12 protein-coding genes and 1 pseudogene are annotated in these 18,756 nt (G+C 71.7%); 4 read left to right on the forward strand and 9 right to left on the reverse strand.

Annotated features, from left to right (window positions below):
- Positions 1 to 6: 6 nt before the first annotated feature.
- Positions 7 to 3,045: a HAMP domain-containing protein gene (locus ACIBG6_RS01885; protein WP_399220505.1), complete on the forward strand. Its 3,039-nt coding sequence runs from the start codon at positions 7 to 9 to the stop codon at positions 3,043 to 3,045.
- A 28-nt stretch (positions 3,046 to 3,073) separates the two neighbouring features.
- On the opposite strand, the gene ACIBG6_RS01890 is transcribed toward ACIBG6_RS01885, so the two are convergent.
- Positions 3,074 to 5,365, reverse strand: a complete 2,292-nt coding sequence (locus ACIBG6_RS01890; protein ID WP_399220506.1) for a PP2C family protein-serine/threonine phosphatase — start codon at positions 5,363 to 5,365, stop codon at positions 3,074 to 3,076.
- A gap of 62 nt (positions 5,366 to 5,427) precedes the next feature.
- Positions 5,428 to 6,348, reverse strand: coding sequence for a potassium channel family protein (locus ACIBG6_RS01895; protein ID WP_399220507.1), 921 nt, complete (start codon positions 6,346 to 6,348; stop codon positions 5,428 to 5,430).
- A 134-nt stretch (positions 6,349 to 6,482) separates the two neighbouring features.
- Here ACIBG6_RS01895 and ACIBG6_RS01900 point away from each other — a divergent pair, with 134 nt between their 5' ends.
- Together ACIBG6_RS01900 and ACIBG6_RS01905 are read left to right on the forward strand one after the other, a co-directional pair.
- Positions 6,483 to 6,668, forward strand: a complete 186-nt coding sequence (locus tag ACIBG6_RS01900; RefSeq protein ID WP_399220508.1) for a CsbD family protein — start codon at positions 6,483 to 6,485, stop codon at positions 6,666 to 6,668.
- Positions 6,669 to 6,830: 162 nt separating this feature from the next.
- Positions 6,831 to 7,808 carry a Ku protein gene (locus ACIBG6_RS01905; protein ID WP_399220509.1) on the forward strand — a complete coding sequence of 326 codons (978 nt, stop codon included), beginning with the start codon at positions 6,831 to 6,833 and terminating at the stop codon, positions 7,806 to 7,808.
- A gap of 64 nt (positions 7,809 to 7,872) precedes the next feature.
- Here the strand turns inward: ACIBG6_RS01905 and ACIBG6_RS01910 are convergent, their stop codons facing one another.
- From ACIBG6_RS01910 to ACIBG6_RS01940, 7 genes and pseudogenes are all read right to left on the reverse strand, one after another.
- Positions 7,873 to 9,588, reverse strand: coding sequence for a PP2C family protein-serine/threonine phosphatase (locus tag ACIBG6_RS01910; protein WP_399220510.1), 1,716 nt, complete (start codon positions 9,586 to 9,588; stop codon positions 7,873 to 7,875).
- 183 nt (positions 9,589 to 9,771) lie between these two features.
- Positions 9,772 to 10,641 (reverse strand): alpha/beta fold hydrolase, encoded by an 870-nt coding sequence (locus ACIBG6_RS01915; RefSeq protein WP_399220511.1) that lies wholly within the window; start codon positions 10,639 to 10,641, stop codon positions 9,772 to 9,774.
- 20 nt (positions 10,642 to 10,661) lie between these two features.
- Complete coding sequence (locus ACIBG6_RS01920) at positions 10,662 to 11,399, reverse strand: SAM-dependent methyltransferase (protein ID WP_399221155.1); 738 nt, start codon at positions 11,397 to 11,399, stop codon at positions 10,662 to 10,664.
- 18 nt (positions 11,400 to 11,417) lie between these two features.
- Positions 11,418 to 12,608 (reverse strand): annotated as a pseudogene (locus tag ACIBG6_RS01925) (glycosyltransferase); the annotation flags it as partial.
- Between the two features lie 67 nt (positions 12,609 to 12,675).
- Positions 12,676 to 13,914: a glycosyltransferase gene (locus ACIBG6_RS01930; protein ID WP_399220512.1), complete on the reverse strand. Its 1,239-nt coding sequence runs from the start codon at positions 13,912 to 13,914 to the stop codon at positions 12,676 to 12,678.
- 106 nt (positions 13,915 to 14,020) lie between these two features.
- Positions 14,021 to 15,097, reverse strand: coding sequence for a GNAT family N-acetyltransferase (locus ACIBG6_RS01935; RefSeq protein ID WP_399220513.1), 1,077 nt, complete (start codon positions 15,095 to 15,097; stop codon positions 14,021 to 14,023).
- Between the two features lie 128 nt (positions 15,098 to 15,225).
- Complete coding sequence (locus ACIBG6_RS01940; protein WP_399220514.1) at positions 15,226 to 15,771, reverse strand: carboxymuconolactone decarboxylase family protein; 546 nt, start codon at positions 15,769 to 15,771, stop codon at positions 15,226 to 15,228.
- A gap of 80 nt (positions 15,772 to 15,851) precedes the next feature.
- Between ACIBG6_RS01940 and ACIBG6_RS01945 the strand changes: the two genes are divergently transcribed.
- Complete coding sequence (locus ACIBG6_RS01945) at positions 15,852 to 18,755, forward strand: AfsR/SARP family transcriptional regulator (protein ID WP_399220515.1); 2,904 nt, start codon at positions 15,852 to 15,854, stop codon at positions 18,753 to 18,755.
- The last annotated feature ends 1 nt before the right edge of the window (position 18,756 follow it).

Below are 18,756 nucleotides of genomic sequence, written 5' to 3' on the forward strand. Positions count from 1 at the left end.
TCCTCCATGGCAGAGCGCAGACCGCCGCCCTCCGACTCGGAGCCACCGTTCGCGGAGCCCGATGAGAAGGGCCCTCACGACGGGGGCCCTCATACCGGGCTCGGAGACAGCGGTCTCCGTCAGCTGCTCGCCGGGCTCACCGCCGTACGGGACGGGGACCTCAGCGTCCGGCTCCCCGAGGCCGGCGGCGACATCCTGGGGGAGATCGCCGGCGTCTACAACGACATGGTGGGCCGGCTCTCGCTCGTCACGTCCGAGGTCACCCGCGTCGCCGGCGAGGTCGGCGGTGAAGGGCTGCTGGGCGGTCGGATCCGCGAGCCCGGGGCACGCGGGGTGTGGCGCGAACTGACCTCCGGCGTCAACACCATGGCCGACAACCTCACCTCCCAGGTGCGGTCCATCGCCCAGGTGGCGACGGCCGTCGCCCGTGGCGACCTCACCCGGAGGATCAGGGTGGACGCGCGCGGCGAGATCCTGGAGCTGAAGGAGACCATCAACACCATGGTGGACCGGTTGTCGTCCTTCGCCGAGGAGGTCACCCGCGTGGCCCGCGAGGTGGGTACGGAGGGCAAGCTCGGCGGACAGGCCACCGTCCACGGCGTCTCCGGCACCTGGAAGGACCTCACCGACAACGTCAACTCCATGGCCGACAACCTCACCAACCAGGTGCGCAACATCGCCCAGGTCACCACCGCCGTCGCCCAGGGCGACCTGACGAGTCGGATCGACGTCTCGGCCCGCGGCGAGATCCTGGAGCTCAAGACCACCATCAACACCATGGTGGACCAGCTGTCGTCCTTCGCCGCCGAGGTCACCCGGGTCGCCCGCGAGGTGGGTACGGAGGGCAAGCTCGGCGGACAGGCCGAGGTCGAGGGCGTGTCCGGCACGTGGAAGCGGCTCACCGAGAGCGTCAACGAACTGGCCGGGAACCTGACCCGCCAGGTCCGTGCCATCGCCGAGGTCACCAGCGCCGTCGCCGAGGGAGACCTGACCCGCTCGATCACGGCCCACGCGCCCGGCGAAGTCGGGGAACTCCGGGACAACATCAATGCGATGGTCGAGTCGCTGCGCGCCACGACCCGGGCCAACGAGGAGCAGGACTGGCTCCAGACCAACCTCGCCAGAATCACCGGCCTCCTCCAGGGCACCCGGAGCCTGCCCGAGATCGCCGAACTGATCACGGTCGAGGTGCCCCCGCTGATCGCCGCCCAGTACGGTGCCTTCTTCCTCGCCGAGGACGGCGAGCACGGCACCGAGCTCGTCATGACCGCCTCCTACGGGTCTCCCGACGGCCCCGACGCCGCGCCGCGCCGGTTCCGTCTCGGGCAGTCGCTCGTCGGGCAGGCCGCCCACGACCGGCGCACGCTCCTCGTCGAGCACCTGCCCGCCGGGTACGCCACCGTCACCTCCGGAGCGGGTTCCGCCGAGCCGACGACGCTGATCGTGTTGCCGATCGTCGTCGAGGAACAGACCCTCGGCGCCGTCGAGTTCGCCTCGCTGCATCCGTTCAGCAGCCTGCGACGGGAGTTCCTCGACCGGTTCGTGGACAGCGCGGGAGCCGTACTCAGCTCCCTGCTCGCCAATCTCCGCACCGACGAACTCCTCGGCCAGTCCCGCACCCTGGCCGACGAACTGCGCTCCCGGTCGAAGGAGCTGCAGAGCCGCCAGCGGGATCTCCAGCTCTCGAACGCGGAGCTGAAGGAGAAGGCGGCTCTCCTGGCCGAGCGGAACAAGGACATCGAGTCGAAGAACCTCGTCATCGAGCAGGCCCGCCAGGAGCTGGAGGAGCGGGCCCGGCAGCTGTCGCGCACCTCCATGTACAAGTCCGAGTTCCTCGCCAACATGAGCCACGAGCTGCGCACTCCGCTCAACAGTCTGCTGATCCTCGCCCGGCTGCTCGCCCAGAACACCGAGGGGAATCTGACGGACAAACAGGTCGAGTACGCCGAAGTGATCCACTCCGCCGGTTCCGACCTGCTCCGGCTGATCAACGACATCCTCGACCTGTCGAAGGTCGAGGCCGGCAAGATGGACGTCACGCACGAGCCGTTCGCCCTTCGCCGGCTCATGGAGGACCTGATCGCGACCTTCGGTCCGGTCGCCGACGAGCGACGCCTGGAGTTCGTCGTCACCCTGGCCGACGACGTGCCCGTCGAGCTGAACAGCGACGAGGCCCGCATCCGCCAGATCCTGCGGAATCTCCTCTCCAACGCCCTGAAGTTCACCGACGAGGGTCGCGTGGCGCTCACCGTCGAGTACGCGAGCCCCGACGAGGTTCCGCCTGCCCTGCGCGACAGCCGGCACGTCCTCGCCTTCCGGGTCGTGGACACTGGCATCGGCATCCCCGCCGAGCAGTTGGAGCACACCTTCGAGGCCTTCCAGCAGGGCGACGGCACCGCTGCCCGCCGCTACGGCGGCACCGGCCTGGGGCTGTCGATCAGCCGCGAGGTGGCCGATCTCCTCGGCGGCACCATCACGGCGGAGAGCGCCCCCGGTCGGGGCAGCGCCTTCACCTTCTACCTGCCTTCCGAGCGGTCGACCTACCTGCCTTCGGAGCGGGCGGCGCGTGAAGGGGAATCGGGGGCGGCCTCCGACGTCGTCGCCCTGCGGTCCCCCGACCACCTCACCCCTCCCTCCGGCCGCCGGGCCGGGAGCGGTACGCCGGAACGGCCCGAGGGGGAGGTTGTCCTGGTCGTCGACGACGACGCCCGTAACGTCTTCGCTCTCACCGAGGTCCTCGAAGGACACGGTCTGCGCGTGCTCACGGCCGACGGCGGCCGCGCCGGCCTCGACATGCTCGCCGCGCACGACGAGATCCGGCTCGTCCTGATGGACGTCATGATGGCCGGCATGGACGGCTACACCACGATCAAGGCCATCAGGGACCTGCCGGGGCGCGCGAGCCTCCCGGTCATCGTGGTCACCGCGAAGGCCATGCCCGACGACCGCGCGCACGCGCTGTCGGCGGGCGCCGACGACTACGTGGCCAAGCCGGTCGACGAGGACGAACTGACGGCCAAGATCCGTACCTGGCTGCCTGGTTGAGGATTCGGTCGACGGAGGCCGCTGCTCGTCAGCCGCCTGGCACCCGTACGACGACGATGCTGGTGTCGTCGTCGGTGTCGCCGGTCGCCGTGCTGAGCAGTTCGTCCACGAGCAGGTCCGGCGCGAGGTCCGCGAGCCGCTCCGCCTCGGCTGCGAGCCGCGCCAGACCTTCGTCGAGGCCGTCGTGGCGGCGCTCGACCAGGCCGTCGGTGTACAGCAGCAGCGTGTCGCCCGGGCGCAGCCCGGTCCGCTGTTCCCGGTAGGAGAAGGCGGACACCGCGCCCAGCAGGATGTCGTGGGGCGGGTCGAGCAGCCGCGCCCGGCCGTCCCGTAGCAGCAGCATGGGCAGGTGACCGGCGCTCGACCAGAGAAGGCCGCGGTCCTCGGGGTCGTACAGCGCGCACACCGCCGTCGCCGTGGTGCCGCCGCCGGTCCGCAGCGTCACCTCGTTGAGCCACCCCATGAGCCGCTGGGGCGAATGGCCGGTGAAGGCGAGCGCCCGCTGGGCGTTGCGGAGCGCCACCATCCCGGTGACGGAGTCGATCCCGTGTCCCGCGATGTCCCCGACCGCCACCAGGACCTTGCCGCTCGGCAAGGCCAGCACGTCGTACCAGTCACCGCCGACCCGGTACTCCTCCGCGGCCGGCCGGTACCGGACGGCGACCACCAGGTCACCCGGCAGTTTCTGGAGGGCGGGCACCTCGGGCACGATCGCCCGCTGGAGCTGGAGCGCCAGCTGGTGCCGCGTCTCCGCCTGGTCGTGCAGCGCGGTGAGACGGTCGAACGTCGCCGTCAGGGCGGCTTCCGTACGACGGACGGTCGACACGTCCTGGTACACGCCGGCGAAACCGGTGACCGTCCCCCCGGTGATCAACGGCTCGGCCGCCACGCGCACATGGCGCACGGTCCCGTCGGGGAGCACGATCCGCAGCACCGTCTGCGCCCCGGTCTGTCCCTCCGCCAGTGTGGTCAGCAGGTCGGTGAGGAGGTCGCCGTCGTCCCGGTGCACCCGTGTCCGCAGGGCGAGCAGCGGCACCGGCGACTCGTCGGGGTCCATGCCGAACATGCCGTACGTCTGCTCCGACCAGACCGTCTCCCCGCCGGTCAGGCTGTCCTGGAAGAGGGCCACGCTCCGCAACCGGCCGACCGCCCGGGCCGCGGCGAGACCGGGGTCGCCGGCGGCGTGCCACAGGACGACGGCCCGCTCCTCGCCGACCGTCAGCACGCGGACGTCGACCATGGGCGCGCCCTCGCCCGGCAGGGGGGATTCCGGAAGCCGTGCGGCCCGTTGGGTACGAAGGGTGCCCACGGCTCTCCGGGCCATACGGGTGAGGCCCGTGTGGACGACGGGGAGGGTCCGGGCCAGAGGGGTGTCCGCGAAAGGTCGCGTGGCCCCGAGCGCGGCGACCGCCTCGTCGTTCAGGTGCTCCACCAGCGGATTTCCGGCCGTTCCCGGCACACGGAGCAGCATGGCCGGATGAGCCAGGGAGTCGAGGAGGTCCACGAGTACGGGGACGGCGGGCGGCGCCGGTTCGGCGGTGTCCAGTACGGTGCCCGCCACCTCCAGAAGCCCGACGAGAGTCCGCCGCGCCGTCGCGTCGATGGCCGTCGGTCCGGGCCAGCCAACGAGCGCCAGACCGACGGTCCTGCCCCGTCGGCGCAGCGGCAGCAGGGCGCGGGCGGCGCGCGCCGACGGCCCCGGCAGTGGTTCCGTACCGACCGGTCCCTCCTCCAGCCAGACGGGTTCGCCGTCCGCGAGGGCCGAGCGGAACGGCTCCGGCGCCGCCGGGGGGATCCACTGCCATGCCGCTGCTTCGACGGCCCCCGCCCCCGCGTGGCCGGCGAGCCGCAGGCAGCCGTCATCGGTCCGCTCCCAGAGCAGGAGGCTGTCCGCTCCCCAGGGGGAGAGTCCGGTCTCCAGCAGGGTTCGTGCCGCTTCACCGACCGTGTCGGCGGCCTCGGCCGCGGCGGCGGCACGGCGGACCCGCCTGCCCACCACAGGGTGCTTGAGGACGGAATCATCACCGGTCGGACCATCGGCGGACGGTCCGTGCCCGTCCGGCCCGGCGACGGCGTTGACGATGTCCGCCGCGAGGTCGGCGACCGACAGACCCGTCGCCTGCGCGAGCACGGTCAGGTGCTCGGCCGCGTCGGAGGTCGACAGGCGCATCTCCGCGGCGATCACACCCGCGGCGAGATCGAGGAGGTGACGATGCGCGATCCGGGTCCGCAGCCACCGGTTCTCGGCGACCAGACCGACGAGCGCGGGATCCACCAGGGCGTCGGGCAGCGGCTCCTCGGAACCCACCGGACCGCTCACGACGACCTCCGTCCCGTCCCGCCCTGGACGCCCGGAACACCCGCTCGCACTCGACTCGCATTCTACCCGCGGTCACGCTCCGTGTTCGAGGATCCGTCCGGGCGCTGTGTCGTTCGGCGCTTGATGCTGTGCTCGGCGGCGTACGCGTCCAGGATGCTTCCCGTGCCTCCTTCGGTGTGGAGGAACAGGTCGTCCAGGATGATCGCGAGATCGTCCAGTGCCGCGTTCAGGACGTCGGCGGCGAGGCCGACGTCGGGGTGCCGGGCCTTCGCCGCGTGCCCCGCGAGTTCGGCCGCGTAGCCGATCTGCTCGGCGAGCGACGCGCGGTCGTCGACGTCGTAGAAGTAGTACGACTCGGGGTACTGCAGGAAGTCGATGGACACGACACACAGGTCGGTGGCCACGCCGTCGAGGACGGCCACGCCGGCGTCGGAGTCGAGTGCCTCGGTGGTCGCGTGCGTGCGGCGCAGGTGAGAGAGGCGCAACGCCAGGGTTCTGCGCCGGGCGAGCGCGGGGTAGAGCCCCAGCATCCAGGTCACGGTCGCCGACAGCAGGGCGAATCCGACCAGCGCCTCGACCGGCGCGAGGATCCGTAGCCAGCCCGTCGCGGGTGCGATGTCGCCCAGACCGAGCGTCGCCAGCGTCACGAGCGAGACGTACAGCGCGTCCACGGGGCCCGCGTGAGCGGAGGGCTCCAGCCCGGCGGAGTACGTGAAGGCCTCCGGCATATGGGGCCAGTAGATCAGCGCCCATCCGACGGCGATGGCCAGCGCCCAGATCGAGACGACGCACACCATGCCGAGCGGGCCGGAAAGCCCGGCTGTCCCGCGCCGACGGCCGAGGTGACCGGAGAGTCGCCACAGCATCGTCATGACCAGCCGGCTCAGACCGCCGTGACGCGTCGGATGCCACAGCGTGTGGAACACCTCGCGCAATACGAACATCACCAGTGCCGCACCCAGCAGCGACAGCGACCATTCCACTGGACCTCGGCCCCTTTGCTCGGCTCTGCCGTCCGACGGGACCTCCGCCCCGGGCTCGGCACGACGGGCGGGATTCCCCGTGCGTGACTAGCGTGACCCATGGAAGCAATCCACACGAAAGGGGCGATCCCGCCATGGCTGGCAAGGGTACGGAGAAGGCGAAGGGCAAGCTGAAGGAAGCCGCCGGAAAGGTGACGGGCGACAAGCGCCTGGAGACCGAAGGCAAGACGGACCAGATGAAGGGCAAGGCCCGGGAGGCGGGCGAGGCGGCCAGCGAGCGCGCCAAGGGCGTCGGCGACTCCCTGAACCCCGAGAAGTAGACCCGGCGAACGGTCCGGACGTCGTAACCGCCGGCCCCCGCCTCCGTCCGAGGAGGCGGGGGCCGCGTCGCGAGCGGCTTCCCTCGCCTGCGTACACCCGTGTGGGGAGGGACCGATCGGGAAGCCGCGGGGTGTGGGGGCTGCGATGAGGCGGTGGTGGTCATGGCGCGACCGGTGTGGTCGGGAGTCCTGGCGTTCGGGCTGGTCAGCGTGCCGGTCGGGTTGTACACGGCCACGGACAGTCACACCATCCACTTCCACCAGCTGCAGCGTGGCACGTCGGACCGTGTCCGCAACCGCCGGGTGAACGAGCGGACGGGCGAGGAGGTCGACCTCGACGACATCGTCAAGGGCTTCGACGCCGGCGACGCGTACGTGCTCGTGGAGCCCCAGGAACTGGAGGACATCGCCCCCGGCCGCTCCAAGGCGCTGGAGATCACCGGCTTCGTCGACCTCGACGACGTCGACCCGATCTTCTTCGACAGGACCTACTACCTCGGTCCGCGCGGCGCCGAGCACGGCAAGATCTACCGCCTGCTCGAACAGGCCCTGTCCCGGGCGAACCGGGCCGGCATCGCCACGTTCGTCATGCGGCAGCGCGAGTACCTCGTCGCGGTGAAGGCCGAGGACGGACTCCTGACCTGCCACACCCTCCACTGGGCCGACGAGATCCGTGATCCGCGGAAGGAGATCGCGAATCTCCCCGGTCGGCCGAAGACCTCCGACAAAGAACGGAAGATGGCCGACCAGCTCATCGAGACACTGGCCATCGACTGGGACCCCGAGGAGTACCAGGACACCTTCCGGGACAAGGTCGCCGCACTGATCGAGGCGAAGCAGGCCGGGGAGACCGTGGAGAAGGCGGAGCCCGCCGCCGAGGCGACGAACGTCGTGGATCTCACGGAGGCGCTGCGCGCGAGCGTCGACAAGGCACGCGGCACCAAGGGCAGGCGCGGCGGGGCGGGCCGTCGCGAACCCGGGAAGCAGCCCCGGCCGAAGCGGCGCACCGACACCGCACGGCGCTCCGGCGACCTCGGGGACCTCACCAAGTCGGAGCTCTACGACATGGCCGCCGAGGCCGGGGTACGGGGTCGCTCCACCATGACGCGCGACGAACTCGCCAAGGCCCTCGCCGCCTGAGACCTGAGAAGGGGGTGGTCACGGGTCGTTTCCCCGGCACCCTCGACCATCCTCCGCCTCGCGTTCAGGCCACCCGGATGCTCAGGACGCACGCGTCGTCCTCGTGGTCCGCGATCTCGGGATGGGCCAGCAGTGCGTCGATCACCCGCTGCGGTTCCCGGGGGGTCGCGTCCTCCACAGCGTGGGCCAGCCGCGCGATGCCCTCGGTCACGTCCTCGCCCCGGCGCTCGACCATGCCGTCGGTGTAGAGCACCAGCAGATCGCCCGGTCGCAGCGGCGTCGACGTCGTCTCGTACGCGTACCCCGGCAGCGCACCGAGGAGCGGGCCGCGGTGCTCGGCACCCAGCGGCTCCGTCCGTCCGTCACGCAGCAGCAGCGGTGCGGGGTGCCCGGCGTCGGCCCAGTGAAGGACCTTGTCCTCGTCGAGGTGGCCGGCGACCATGGTGGCCGTCTGTCCCGCCGGGTCGCTGCAGACCAGCTCGTTCAGCCAGGTCGTGATCTCGCCGGCGGACGCTCCCGTCTGGGCCAGGCCCGCCAGAGCGTGCCGCTGCTGGGCCATCCGCGCCACGGCGTCCAGGCCGTGTCCCGACGCGTCGCCGATCGCGACGAGCACCCGGCCGTCCGGCAGCAGTCGGCACTTGTACCAGTCACCGCCCACCGCGGCGTCCGGCTCGGCCGGCCGGTAGGAGGCCGCCACCGTCAGCCCGACCGCTGCCAGGGCCTCGGAATGCGTGGGGAGGATCGCCTCGCGCAGTGCGTCCGCGACCCTGCGCTCCGCTTCCGTCTGCCGCCGCAGCCGGTCCGACTCCCGCTCCGTCTCGGCGAGCCGTCGACGGCTGCGGATCTGCGGCGTGAGGTCACGGGCCACCAGGTTGAGCGCCCACGCCCGGCCGTCCGTGCCGGTGACCGGTCGCCCCAGCAGGTCGAGCGTCCGGAGTTCGCCGAGGACGAGGAAGCGGATCCGGGTCCAGGCGGGCTCCTCACCCGCCAGGACCGAGCTGAGGAACTCCGCGAGCGCCGTCAGATCGTCCGGCAGCAACGCGTCGCACAACTGCGCCAACGTCCACGGCATGCGCACATCGGCGTGGAAGATCCGGCTGAGCCCTTCCGACCAGGTCACCTTCCCCGAAAGCAGGTCCCAGTTCCCCCACCCCATCGACGCCAGGAACTGCGCGTCGATCGTCAGCAGCTCCGCCTGGCTCTGTACGGGCTGCCAGGTCGCCATCACCTGGTCACCGCAGCGGGCCGCTGAGTAGAGCAGCGGCGCCCGGTGGATGCGGCCGAGCCGCTGCTCCGTGTAGTCCACCACCAGCCCGTCCAAGGGCTTGCCGGTGTCCACGGCGTCCGCCAACGCGGCCAGCAGCCCCGAGTGCGCCGCTCCCGGCCGTGCCTCCAGGAACCGCTGGCCGATCTGGTGCTCCGGAGCCTCCAGCCAGTCCGCCGACCGGACGCGGTTGCCGGCCACGATGCGGAAGTCCCGGAGGGCGCCCGCCTCGTCCCACACCGGTTCGAGGAGCACGGCCGAGACCGGGATCGCGGCGAGCACCGAGCAGAGGCCGGAGCCGCCTGGCTCGTGGGCGCTGCACAGGCATCGCGACACCCCGTCCGTCCCCGTGGACGGCACCACCGCCAGGGACTGCAGGGGCGATGTCAGTTCCGTACTGGCCGATCCACCGAGCGGACGCTCCGTGTTCCGGCGCACCGCCGCGCGCAGCGCGGTGATCTCGCGGGTGATCATGTCCTTGAGGGCATCGATACTGTCGGGCAGGGGAAAGCTCATGCCTCGCCTCCGCGAACTGCATGACACGCCGCACGTCTCCTGGATGTCGGCGGCACGTTGCTCGATTCCGCTGGGCTCTCGGCGGCCACGGGACGCCAGGATCCCGGCCACCACGAGGCGGGTGCCCGCCACGGGCGGGTCCATGCGCCCATGCCGTAGCCGGCACCCGCTCGCGGCGTCCGATCACGCCTGAGTGGCCGAGGCCGGGAGCGCGGCCAGTTCGCCCAGGACACGGGCCGACGGTGCGGGGTCGACCAGCCACTTCAGGTGGCTGCCCTCCAGCGTGCGGACGTCGTACGGGTTGTCGGGAGTCAGCTCGTCGCCCTCGCGGATCAGGCGGTCCTGAAGGGCGAGAGGCAGGCTCGCGTCGTCGGTCAGGCGGATGTACGTCTTCGGGACGCGGCCCCAGGTCGCAGCCTGCGCCCGGTCGGCGGAACCGCCGGCGTCCAGGTTCTCGTCGGGCTGGAAGGTGTTCAGGAAGGTGAGGAACTGCTCGTCGGTGCCGTCGGCGAGGAAGGCCGCCTTGAACGCCGTGAGCGAGTCCGGGTTCGCGGTGCGGAAGTTGACGCGGAGCAGGCCGAGGTCGACGGGGTTTCCGGCCAGCGCCGAAGCGAAGGCGGCGGGGTCCACCGTGGCCATCTCCGGCTCGGCGTAGTAGTCGTTGACGTCGAGGTGGACCGGGCACCAGGCCGAGACGTAGACGACGCGGTCGATCAGGTCAGGGCGCGCGTTGGCCGCGGCCGTGACCGTGATGCCGCCCCGGCTGTGGGCGACGAGGATCACGGGTCCGTTCCGCTTGGCCCGTTCGAGGATCCCGATGAGGTGGGCGACGTTGTCGGCGAGCGTGACGCCCTTGATCGCGCCGGGCGCGCCGGCGAGCCCTGCGGGGTCCTGCGGTGACTGATAGGCGTGGGTGAACGTCGCCTGGAATCCGTGCCCGGGCAGGTCGACGGCGACCGAGCGGTGCCCGAGGAGCCCGAGTTCGGCCTGCAGGGGCGCGAAGGAGAAGGAGTTCGCGAAGGCTCCGTGAACCAGGACGAAAGTCGGCTGCATGTGTGTACTCGCTTTCCTGATCAATTCGATGTGCGGCGCAGGACCAGGCAGAGGAAGCCGAAGCTGTCCCGGTATCCGTGCAGCCATTGCGCACGCTGGGCGGTGGCCGTCTCCAGTGCCTGTGCGCCGGCCGGATCCGCGGGGTGGTCCAGGGCCCATGAGGCCAGCGAGCCCCAGCAGGCCCACTCGTAGGCGTCCAGCTCGCTGCGGGAGCTGACGTGGCCGTGGACAGGGGTCCAGCCGTCGGCGACGACGCGGTCCACCGTGGTCGCCAGGTCGTCGAGGTCGCCGAACATCTCGACGGCCTCCGGCGAAGGGGCGCGGTCCCAGAACGACTCACCGATCAGCACGCGGCCTCCGGGCGCCAGGTGCTCGCGGGCCGCCGCGAGGGTGGGGAGCAGACCACCGAAGGCATGCGTGGCGCCGACACTGATCACCAGGTCGAACGGCTCTGAGGAGACGAACTCCGCGGCCTCCTGACGGTGGAGGACCAGGCGCTCGCCGACCCCGAGTTCGCTCGCCGCCTGGCGGGCCTGCCTCAGGGAGACGTCGGAGATGTCCACGCCCTCGGCGTGCAGGCGCGGGCGAGTGGCCAGGGTGCGCAGAAGCCATTCCGCTGTGCCGCATCCGAGGTCCAGCACCCGCTCGTCGCCCCGCGGGAGGCCGCGTTCGAGCAGGCGGGTCACCGAGTCGTCGTCGAGCGGAGACTTGATCGGGTGGTCGGCGTGCGCGATGCCGGAGATCTGTTCGCGGCTCATGGGCGCGGCCTGGCCCGCGTCGATGAGCAGCTTCGCGGCCACCGCCGCCCCGTCGGTGCGGATCGTGCCGGCGACGGCCTTCGCCCGTGCTTCCGTCTCGGGGGTCAGGGCCGTCCTGAGCGCGGCCGACAGGGACTCGAAGGTCGGCGTCGGCCCGTCGTGTGCCGCGCCGATGCCCAGCTCGGCCACACGGGCCGCCCAGTGCGGCTGATCCACGAACTGGGGTACCACCACCTGGGGTGCACCGGCTCGGGCGGCGGTGGTCGTCGTGCCCGCGCCGCCGTGGTGGACGACGGCCGCGACCCGGCGGAACAGTGCCTGGTGGTTGACGTCGCCGACGGCGAAGCAGTCGTCCGCGTCGTCCACCAGGGCCAGGTCCGCCCAGCCACGGGAGACGAGCACGCGGCGGCCCTGTGCCCGCGCCGCCTCGACGGTCGTCCGGGCGATGTCGGCGGCCGTGCCCATGGGCATGCTGCCGAAGCCGACGTACACCGGTGGCGTGCCGGCGTCCAGGAACGTCTCCAGATCGGCGGGCAGCGGGCGTGCGTCGGGCAGGATCCACGCGCCGGTCTGTACGACGTCGAGGTTCGTCAGCCGCTCCCACGGGCCCAGGACCGGGTCCACCGCCAGCCACGGCCGTTCGGTGAAGACGTGGTCGCGGACGTTGTCCACCGGTGCGAGGCCAAGCGCCTCGCGGTGCGCGTTGAGGGGCTGGAGGTACAGGGCGTTGACCTTCCGGGCGTCGAAGTCCCACAGGGCCTGGTTGTCGGTCATGTCGGGCGGAGCCGGCGGGCCGGGCCGCGACGACGGCCGGTAGTGCGCGGACGGCATCTCGAACGGGTGGAAGCCCGCGTACACGTAGCGGATGCCCAGCTTCTCGGCCACGGAGCGGGCACCGGCCGGCATCAGACCGCTCGCCACCAGCACGTCACAGCCCTCGGCCGCCTTGCCGACCGTGTCGAAGTGCGCGGCGACCAGCTCGGCCGCGAACGCGGCCGCGTCCGACGGCGGCGCTCCCGTCCGCAGTGCGCGCACGTCCCGCCCGAAGGGCACCAGCTCCGCACCGACACCGGCCAGCAGTTCCGCGAACTCCTCGTCCGGAGGTGCGCATACGCGTACCTCCGCGCCGAGAGTCCGCAGCTGCGCCGCCAGTCCCGCGAGCGGCGCGATGTCGCCGCGCGATCCGTACGCCATCAACAGCACACGCATGTCGTGATTCTCGTTTCTGTGGTCGTGGCAAGCGGTCGTGTCGAGTGGTGGTGCCGAGTGGTGGCGATCATCGGGGGAGGGGCGGCCGGCGGTTCACCGCATCCGTGAGCAGTCTTGCCGCCAGCATCGCCCCGTCGGTACGGACCGTGCCCGCCACGGCCTGCGCCCGGCTGCCGGTCTCCGGTTCCAGGGCTGTCCTGAGCGTGGCCGACAGGGAATCGACGGTCGGAACCGGGCCGTCGTGGGCCACGCCGATGCCCAGCTCGGCCACCCGTGCGCCCCAGTACGGCTGGTCCGCCAACTGGGGCACCACCACCTGCGGAGCACCGGCCCGAGCGGCCGTCGTCGTCGTACCGGCACCGCCGTGGTGGACGACGGCGGCCACGCGTCCGAACAACTCCTGATGGTTGACCTCGCCGACGGCGAAGCAGTCGTCCCGGTCGTCGACAAGGCCCAGTTCCGCCCAGCCACGCCCGACGAGGACCCGGCGGCCCTTCGAGCGGACCGCCTCGACGGCCACCCGTGCCGCCTCCTCACCCGCGCGCACGGCCATGCTGCCGAACCCTACGTACACGGGCGGCGCGCCGGCATCCAGGAAGGCCACCAGGTCCGCCGGGAGCGGTCGTTCGTCCGGCAGCACCCACGCGCCGGTCTGTACGACGTCGAGGTCCGGCGTCTCCCGCCACGGGTCGAGCACCGGATCCGTCGCCAGCCACGGCCGGTCACCGAAGCCGTAGTCGCGGACGTTGTCCACCGGGGGCAGACCCATCGACGCCCGACTGGTGTTCAGCGCCTCACCGAACAGCGCGTCGATGCTCTGGGCGTCCAGCTCCCACAGCACCCGGTTGTCGGTCACTTCCGGCGGGAACGGCTTCCCGGGGTACGCCAGCGGCGGACGTTGCGGCGAGGGCAGGGTCAGCTGCTGGAAGATCGCGGACACGCATGCGATGCCCAGCTTCTCGGCAACCGACCGCGCACCGGCGATAGCCGGCATCGCGCCCGTCGCCACCAGCACGTCGCACCCCTCGGCCGCCGCGGGCAATACCTGGCACTGACTGGCGATCAGTTCCGCCGCGCGCTGCGGCAGATTGCCCTTCGACGGCGGCGGAGCCGCGGTCGTCAGCGCGCGCGCCGACCTCCCGACACCCACCACGGACACGCCGACCCCGGCCATCCGTTCCGCGAAGTCCTCGTCCGGCGGCGCGCAGACCCGCACCTCCGCACCGAGCTCCCGCAACCGCACCGCGAGGCCCACCAGCGGTTCGACGTCCCCACGAGACCCATACGTTGACAACAACACGCGCATTTCGTGCGTCTCCTGTTTCGATCAGCTGTGTTCTTCGAGTTACCGGGCCCAGGGCAGTTCACGGGTGCCCTCGGTGCCGGGAACGGAGGCGACCCCGTCGGCAGGATCATGGTCTGGCCGGCTGTGACCTTCGATGGACGCCGGTGCCACCGGCCCCGAGCACCTTCGCAAAGTGAGTCGCGGACACGTCGAGCTGGAACTCGCGCGTGCGCCGGTAGGAGCGGAACCCCAGGCGATGGTTGACCGCCAGCATGTGGACGTTGTCGTCGGCGTTGTCCGTCTCGATCTCGACGACGCCGGGGTGCTCGGCGCGCAGCCGGCGCACCATCGCGGCCTTGACCCACAACCCCAGCCCGTGACCCCGGTGTTCGGGCACGACCGCCGTGTCGTACTGCTGGACCCGCGGCGCCGCTCCCTGGGGGATCAGGATCTCGGTGTAGCCGGCCATGGTGCCGTCGTCGTGGACGGCGGCGACGGTCAGCAGTGTGTCCCCGCGGTCGGCTACCACCGCCGCCATGGCGCGCACGCGGTCCGGGTCCCACGCCACACTGCCGTAGTCCAGGTCTCCGACGGGCATGTCGTTCATCGCGTTCTTGGCCGCGGCGAAGGCCGCGGCGAGGCTGTCGGGAACCGTTCCGGTCCAGCCGGTCAGCCGGTAGCCGGGGTGCTCGGCAGCGGCGATCCGGAGCAGGTCGGACCGGTCCGTCTCGTCGTCCCCTACGAGGTGCAGCAAGAGGTGATCCAAGGTGAGCGCGCGGCGGAATCCCCACCGTTCGCCGAACGCTTCGCCCGGACCGTCGGCCTCGGCGGTGACGACCAGGCTGCGCCGGTTCTCGGTGCGGCAGGCCGCCACGGCCGCCGACAGCAGGAGGGAGCCGGTTCCCAGGCGGCGGTGCGCGGGGTGGACGTGGAGTTCCAGTTCGGCCAGGTGCTCCTGGCCGGGGGAGGTGAACACCCGCAGGCCGGCGACTCCGGCCGGGGCGCCGTCCACACCGGTGGCCAGCCAGGTCAGCCGGTGGCTGCCCAGAGCGGGCCGGGTGAGCTGGGCGTGGATCTGTCCGGGGTCGGGGGCCGGCACTCCGGGCAGGTCGTGGGCCGTCGCGGCCACGACGACCTGATGCCACGCGAGGGCGTCGGCGGCCGAAACGTGCTGGAGCGGATGGACGTGTACTGATGTGGGCACAGTGATGGCTTTCCTGGTCGAGGCGAGGCGAGGCGAGGCGAGGCGAGGCGGGGTGGGACGAGGCGGGGTGGGGCGGTCGGGTCGGATCGGTCGGGGCGGTCGTACGTCGGGGTGGCGCGCGGGCGGCGTCAGTCGCTGTGACGCACGAGCGGCCAGTCGATGTCGACACGGGCCGCCGTGGCGAGGTAGTCGGTGAACACGTTGAGAGCGACATGGGCGACGACCTCGACGATCTGCCCGTCGGACAGGCCGGCGCCCCGGGCCGCGGCCAGCTGCTCGTCCGTAACGGCTCCGCGGTCACGGACCAGTACGGCGGCCAGGTCCAGGACAGCCGCGGCCCAGGGGTCGTCGGCCTCGCCCCGCCGTGCGCGGATGGCCTCGGCCGTACTCAGCCCGGCTACTTTCGTCCCGCGGAACGCATGCACGGACAGGCAGTAGTCGGACCTGTTCTCCTGCGCCACCAGCAACGCGACGCTCTCGCGGACCTGTGCCGACAGGGTTCCCTCCCCGTTCAGGGTGGTGACGACGCCCACGTACCCCTTCAGTACGGTCGGGCTGTTGGCCATCACCCTGGCCAGGTTGGGGACGACCCCCAGGGCCTGGTGCGTGGCAGTGAACAGGGCTGCGGTCTCACCGGTCGCTGTCTCCGGTTCGACGCTGTGGAGTGCTTGCATGCCGGTAACCATGGCGGTTGATCTTGATACATTCCCGATGCTTCTTCGATGCACGCGATGGCGACCCCTGGAGTGACGGCATGCGGTTCACGATCCTCGGCCCGGTGGAAGCCGTGGCTCCCGGTTCGGACGCGCCCGGTCTGGCACCCCGCCATCGCGCGGTGCTCGCCTATCTGTTGCTGCACGCCGGGGTCGCGATCAGTACGGATCGCCTGATCGACGCGATGTGGGGGCCGCTGCCGCCGGACTCCGCCCGCGCGCAGATCCAGACCACGATCGCCGCGATCCGACGGATGCTGCGCGCTTCGGAAGCCGACGGGATGCTGGCCACGCGGCCGGCCGGATACGTGATCACCCCCGCCCCGGGACAACTCGACCTGGACGAGTTCACCAGCCTGCTCGCCAAGGCGCCGGCCGTCTCCGACGACCCCGAGGACACCGCGGACCAGATCCGTACCGCACTGGCGCTGTGGCGCGGAGAGCCGCTGGCCGACATCACCGCCCACTACGTCCAGAGCGCCAGAGCACGGCTGAACGGGCAGCTGCTGACCGCCGTCGAGCGCCTGGCCGAGGTGGAACTGGCCCGGGGGCGGCACGACGACCTCATCGACGAACTGTCCGTCCACGCGGCGGCCAACCCCTTGCGGGAACGGCTCCGCTGCCAGCTGATGCTCGCCCTGCACCGCGCCGGACGCCAGACCGACGCGCTGCACGCGGCACGAACCTTCCGGTCGACCCTGGCCGAAGAGCAGGGACTGGACCCCGGCCACGCGTTCGCCAAGCTCGAAGAGGACATCCTGCGGGACGCCCCCGATCTGCGGCCGCCGGTGGTCACCGCACCGGCGAAGCCGCAGGGGATCAACTTCCTGCCGTACGACGTCCCGGACTTCACCGGACGCGAAGGTGAGCTCGACGGGCTGATCCGCCTCTGGTCGGGCAACAGCGGTGGCGTCGTGACGATTTCGGCCATCGACGGGATGGCCGGGGTCGGCAAGACGACGCTCGCGGTCCACGCGGGGCACCGCCTCGCCGACCACTTCCCGGACGGACAGCTCTTCGTCGACCTGCAGGCGCACACCGCCGGTCAGGCGCCGCTCGACGCCGGCACCGCGCTGGAGATCCTCCTGGGTCAACTCGGCGTGCCCGCACAGCAGATACCCGCGTCCGTGACCGATCGCGCCGCGCTGTGGCGGTCCGAACTCTCCGGCCGTCGCGTGCTGGCCGTGCTGGACAACGCCCTCGGCGCCGACCAGGTACGCCAGTTGCTGCCCGGATCCTCCCGCACCCTCGTCCTGATCACCAGCCGCCGACGGCTGACCGACCTGGACGGGGCGCACGCCCTGTCCCTGGACGTTCTGCCCGCCGCGGACGCCGTGGAGTTGTTCACGGCGATCGTCGGCGAACGGGCGGATGCCGAACCCCTGGCGGTCCTCGACGTCCTGCAGCTGTGCGGATTCCTGCCGCTGGCCGTCCGTATCGCCGCCGCCCGCCTGCACCATCGCCCCCGCTGGACCGTCGCCTACCTGGCCGACCGGCTCCGCGACCAGCGCCGCAGACTCTCGGAGCTGGCCACCTCGGAGCGCGGGGTGGCAGCGGCGTTCACTCTGTCCTACGAGCAGCTGACCCCGGATCAGCAACGCATGTTCCGGCTCCTGGGGCTCCAGCCGGGCCGTGACATCAGCGCCGAGGCGGCAGCCGCGCTGGCCGACCTCTCGCTCGACGAGGCCGAGACTCTCCTGGAAGATCTCCTGGACGCCCACGTCCTGACCCAGCATCAACTCGGCCGCTACACCTTCCACGACCTGCTGCGCGAACACGCCCTCGCCACCGCGGCCGCCCAGGACCCCCTCGACGCCCAGCGCGAGGCCCTCGGCCGACTGTTCCACCACTATCTCCACACCGCGAGCACGGCCATCGACCACCTCTATCCCCAGGGCAGGAACCGCAGGCCGCGCATCCCCGCGCCGCACACCCCGTCCTACCCGCCGCAGGACGAGGCCGAGGCGATCACCTGGCTGGACGGCGAACGCGCGAACCTCATGGCGGCCGGCCAGTACGCGGCCGAGCTCGACTGGCTCCCGCACACCACCAGCCAACTGGCCGCCACCTTGCACCGCTATCTGCTCGGCCACGCCCACCAGGCCGACGCGCTGGCCCTCCACGGCCTGGCACTGCGCGCCGCCCGCCGGAGCGGCGACACGGCCGCCGAAGCGCGCACGCTCCTCGATCTCGGCGAGGTGTACTACTGGTGGCACGGCGCCTACGAGAAAGCGGACGAGCACTACCGGAACGCCCTGGGCCTCGCGCGTCGAAGCGGCGACCAGGGCGCCGAGGCCCGCGCACTGCAGAACCTCGGCACCTTGTCCACGCGACTGCGAGCGTACGACCAGGCCCACGACCACTGCGCGCAGTCCCTCGTGCTCTTCCGCGAGCTCGGCGACCGCGGTGGTGAAGCCAGATGCCTGACCGACCTCGGCATCCTCCACGAACGCCGAGGGCGGTACGAGGACGCCCACGAGCACCATCGGCAGGCGCTGCACGTGCACCGCGAGACGGGGTCCCGCATCGGCGAGACCGTCGTGCTGAACAACATCGGGCTGCTGTACCAACGGCAAGGCCGCTACGACGAGGCCCGGCGCCATCACGACCAGGCCCTGGAGCTGAGCCGCAGGTTCGACTTCCCCGGAGACGAGGCCGAGTCGCTCAACGCCCTCGCGGAGGCCTCCCGGTCCATGGGCGACCTCGCCCAGGCCGCGGCCGAACACGACAACGCGCTGACCCTCGCCCGCGAGTGCGGCTACCGCCCCGAGCAGGCCCGCGCCCATGACGGCCTGGCGCACGTCCACCGCGACCTCGGCCGCGTCGACCTCGCCCACGACCACGCCCGACAGGCCCTCGACCTCTACACCGCCCTCGCCGTCCCGGAGGCCGACGAGATCCGCACCTTGCTCACCGCGCTGCCGCCGATCGCGCACGAGCCGTGAG

This window comes from Streptomyces sp. NPDC050842 (assembly GCF_044456565.1).
Lineage (GTDB): Bacteria > Actinomycetota > Actinomycetes > Streptomycetales > Streptomycetaceae > Streptomyces.

What these genes read in the sequence shown, in the direction of transcription:
- ACIBG6_RS01920 (WP_399221155.1), bottom strand. Translation starts at nt 11,399, where the DNA reads ATGAGCCGCGAACAGATCTCCGGCATCGCGCACGCCGACCACCCGATC.
- ACIBG6_RS01930 (WP_399220512.1), bottom strand. Translation starts at nt 13,914, where the DNA reads ATGCGCGTGTTGTTGTCAACGTATGGGTCTCGTGGGGACGTCGAACCG.
- ACIBG6_RS01900 (WP_399220508.1), top strand. Translation starts at nt 6,483, where the DNA reads ATGGCTGGCAAGGGTACGGAGAAGGCGAAGGGCAAGCTGAAGGAAGCC.
- ACIBG6_RS01940 (WP_399220514.1), bottom strand. Translation starts at nt 15,771, where the DNA reads ATGCAAGCACTCCACAGCGTCGAACCGGAGACAGCGACCGGTGAGACC.
- ACIBG6_RS01910 (WP_399220510.1), bottom strand. Translation starts at nt 9,588, where the DNA reads ATGAGCTTTCCCCTGCCCGACAGTATCGATGCCCTCAAGGACATGATC.
- ACIBG6_RS01885 (WP_399220505.1), top strand. Translation starts at nt 7, where the DNA reads ATGGCAGAGCGCAGACCGCCGCCCTCCGACTCGGAGCCACCGTTCGCG.
- ACIBG6_RS01945 (WP_399220515.1), top strand. Translation starts at nt 15,852, where the DNA reads ATGCGGTTCACGATCCTCGGCCCGGTGGAAGCCGTGGCTCCCGGTTCG.
- ACIBG6_RS01915 (WP_399220511.1), bottom strand. Translation starts at nt 10,641, where the DNA reads ATGCAGCCGACTTTCGTCCTGGTTCACGGAGCCTTCGCGAACTCCTTC.
- ACIBG6_RS01905 (WP_399220509.1), top strand. Translation starts at nt 6,831, where the DNA reads ATGGCGCGACCGGTGTGGTCGGGAGTCCTGGCGTTCGGGCTGGTCAGC.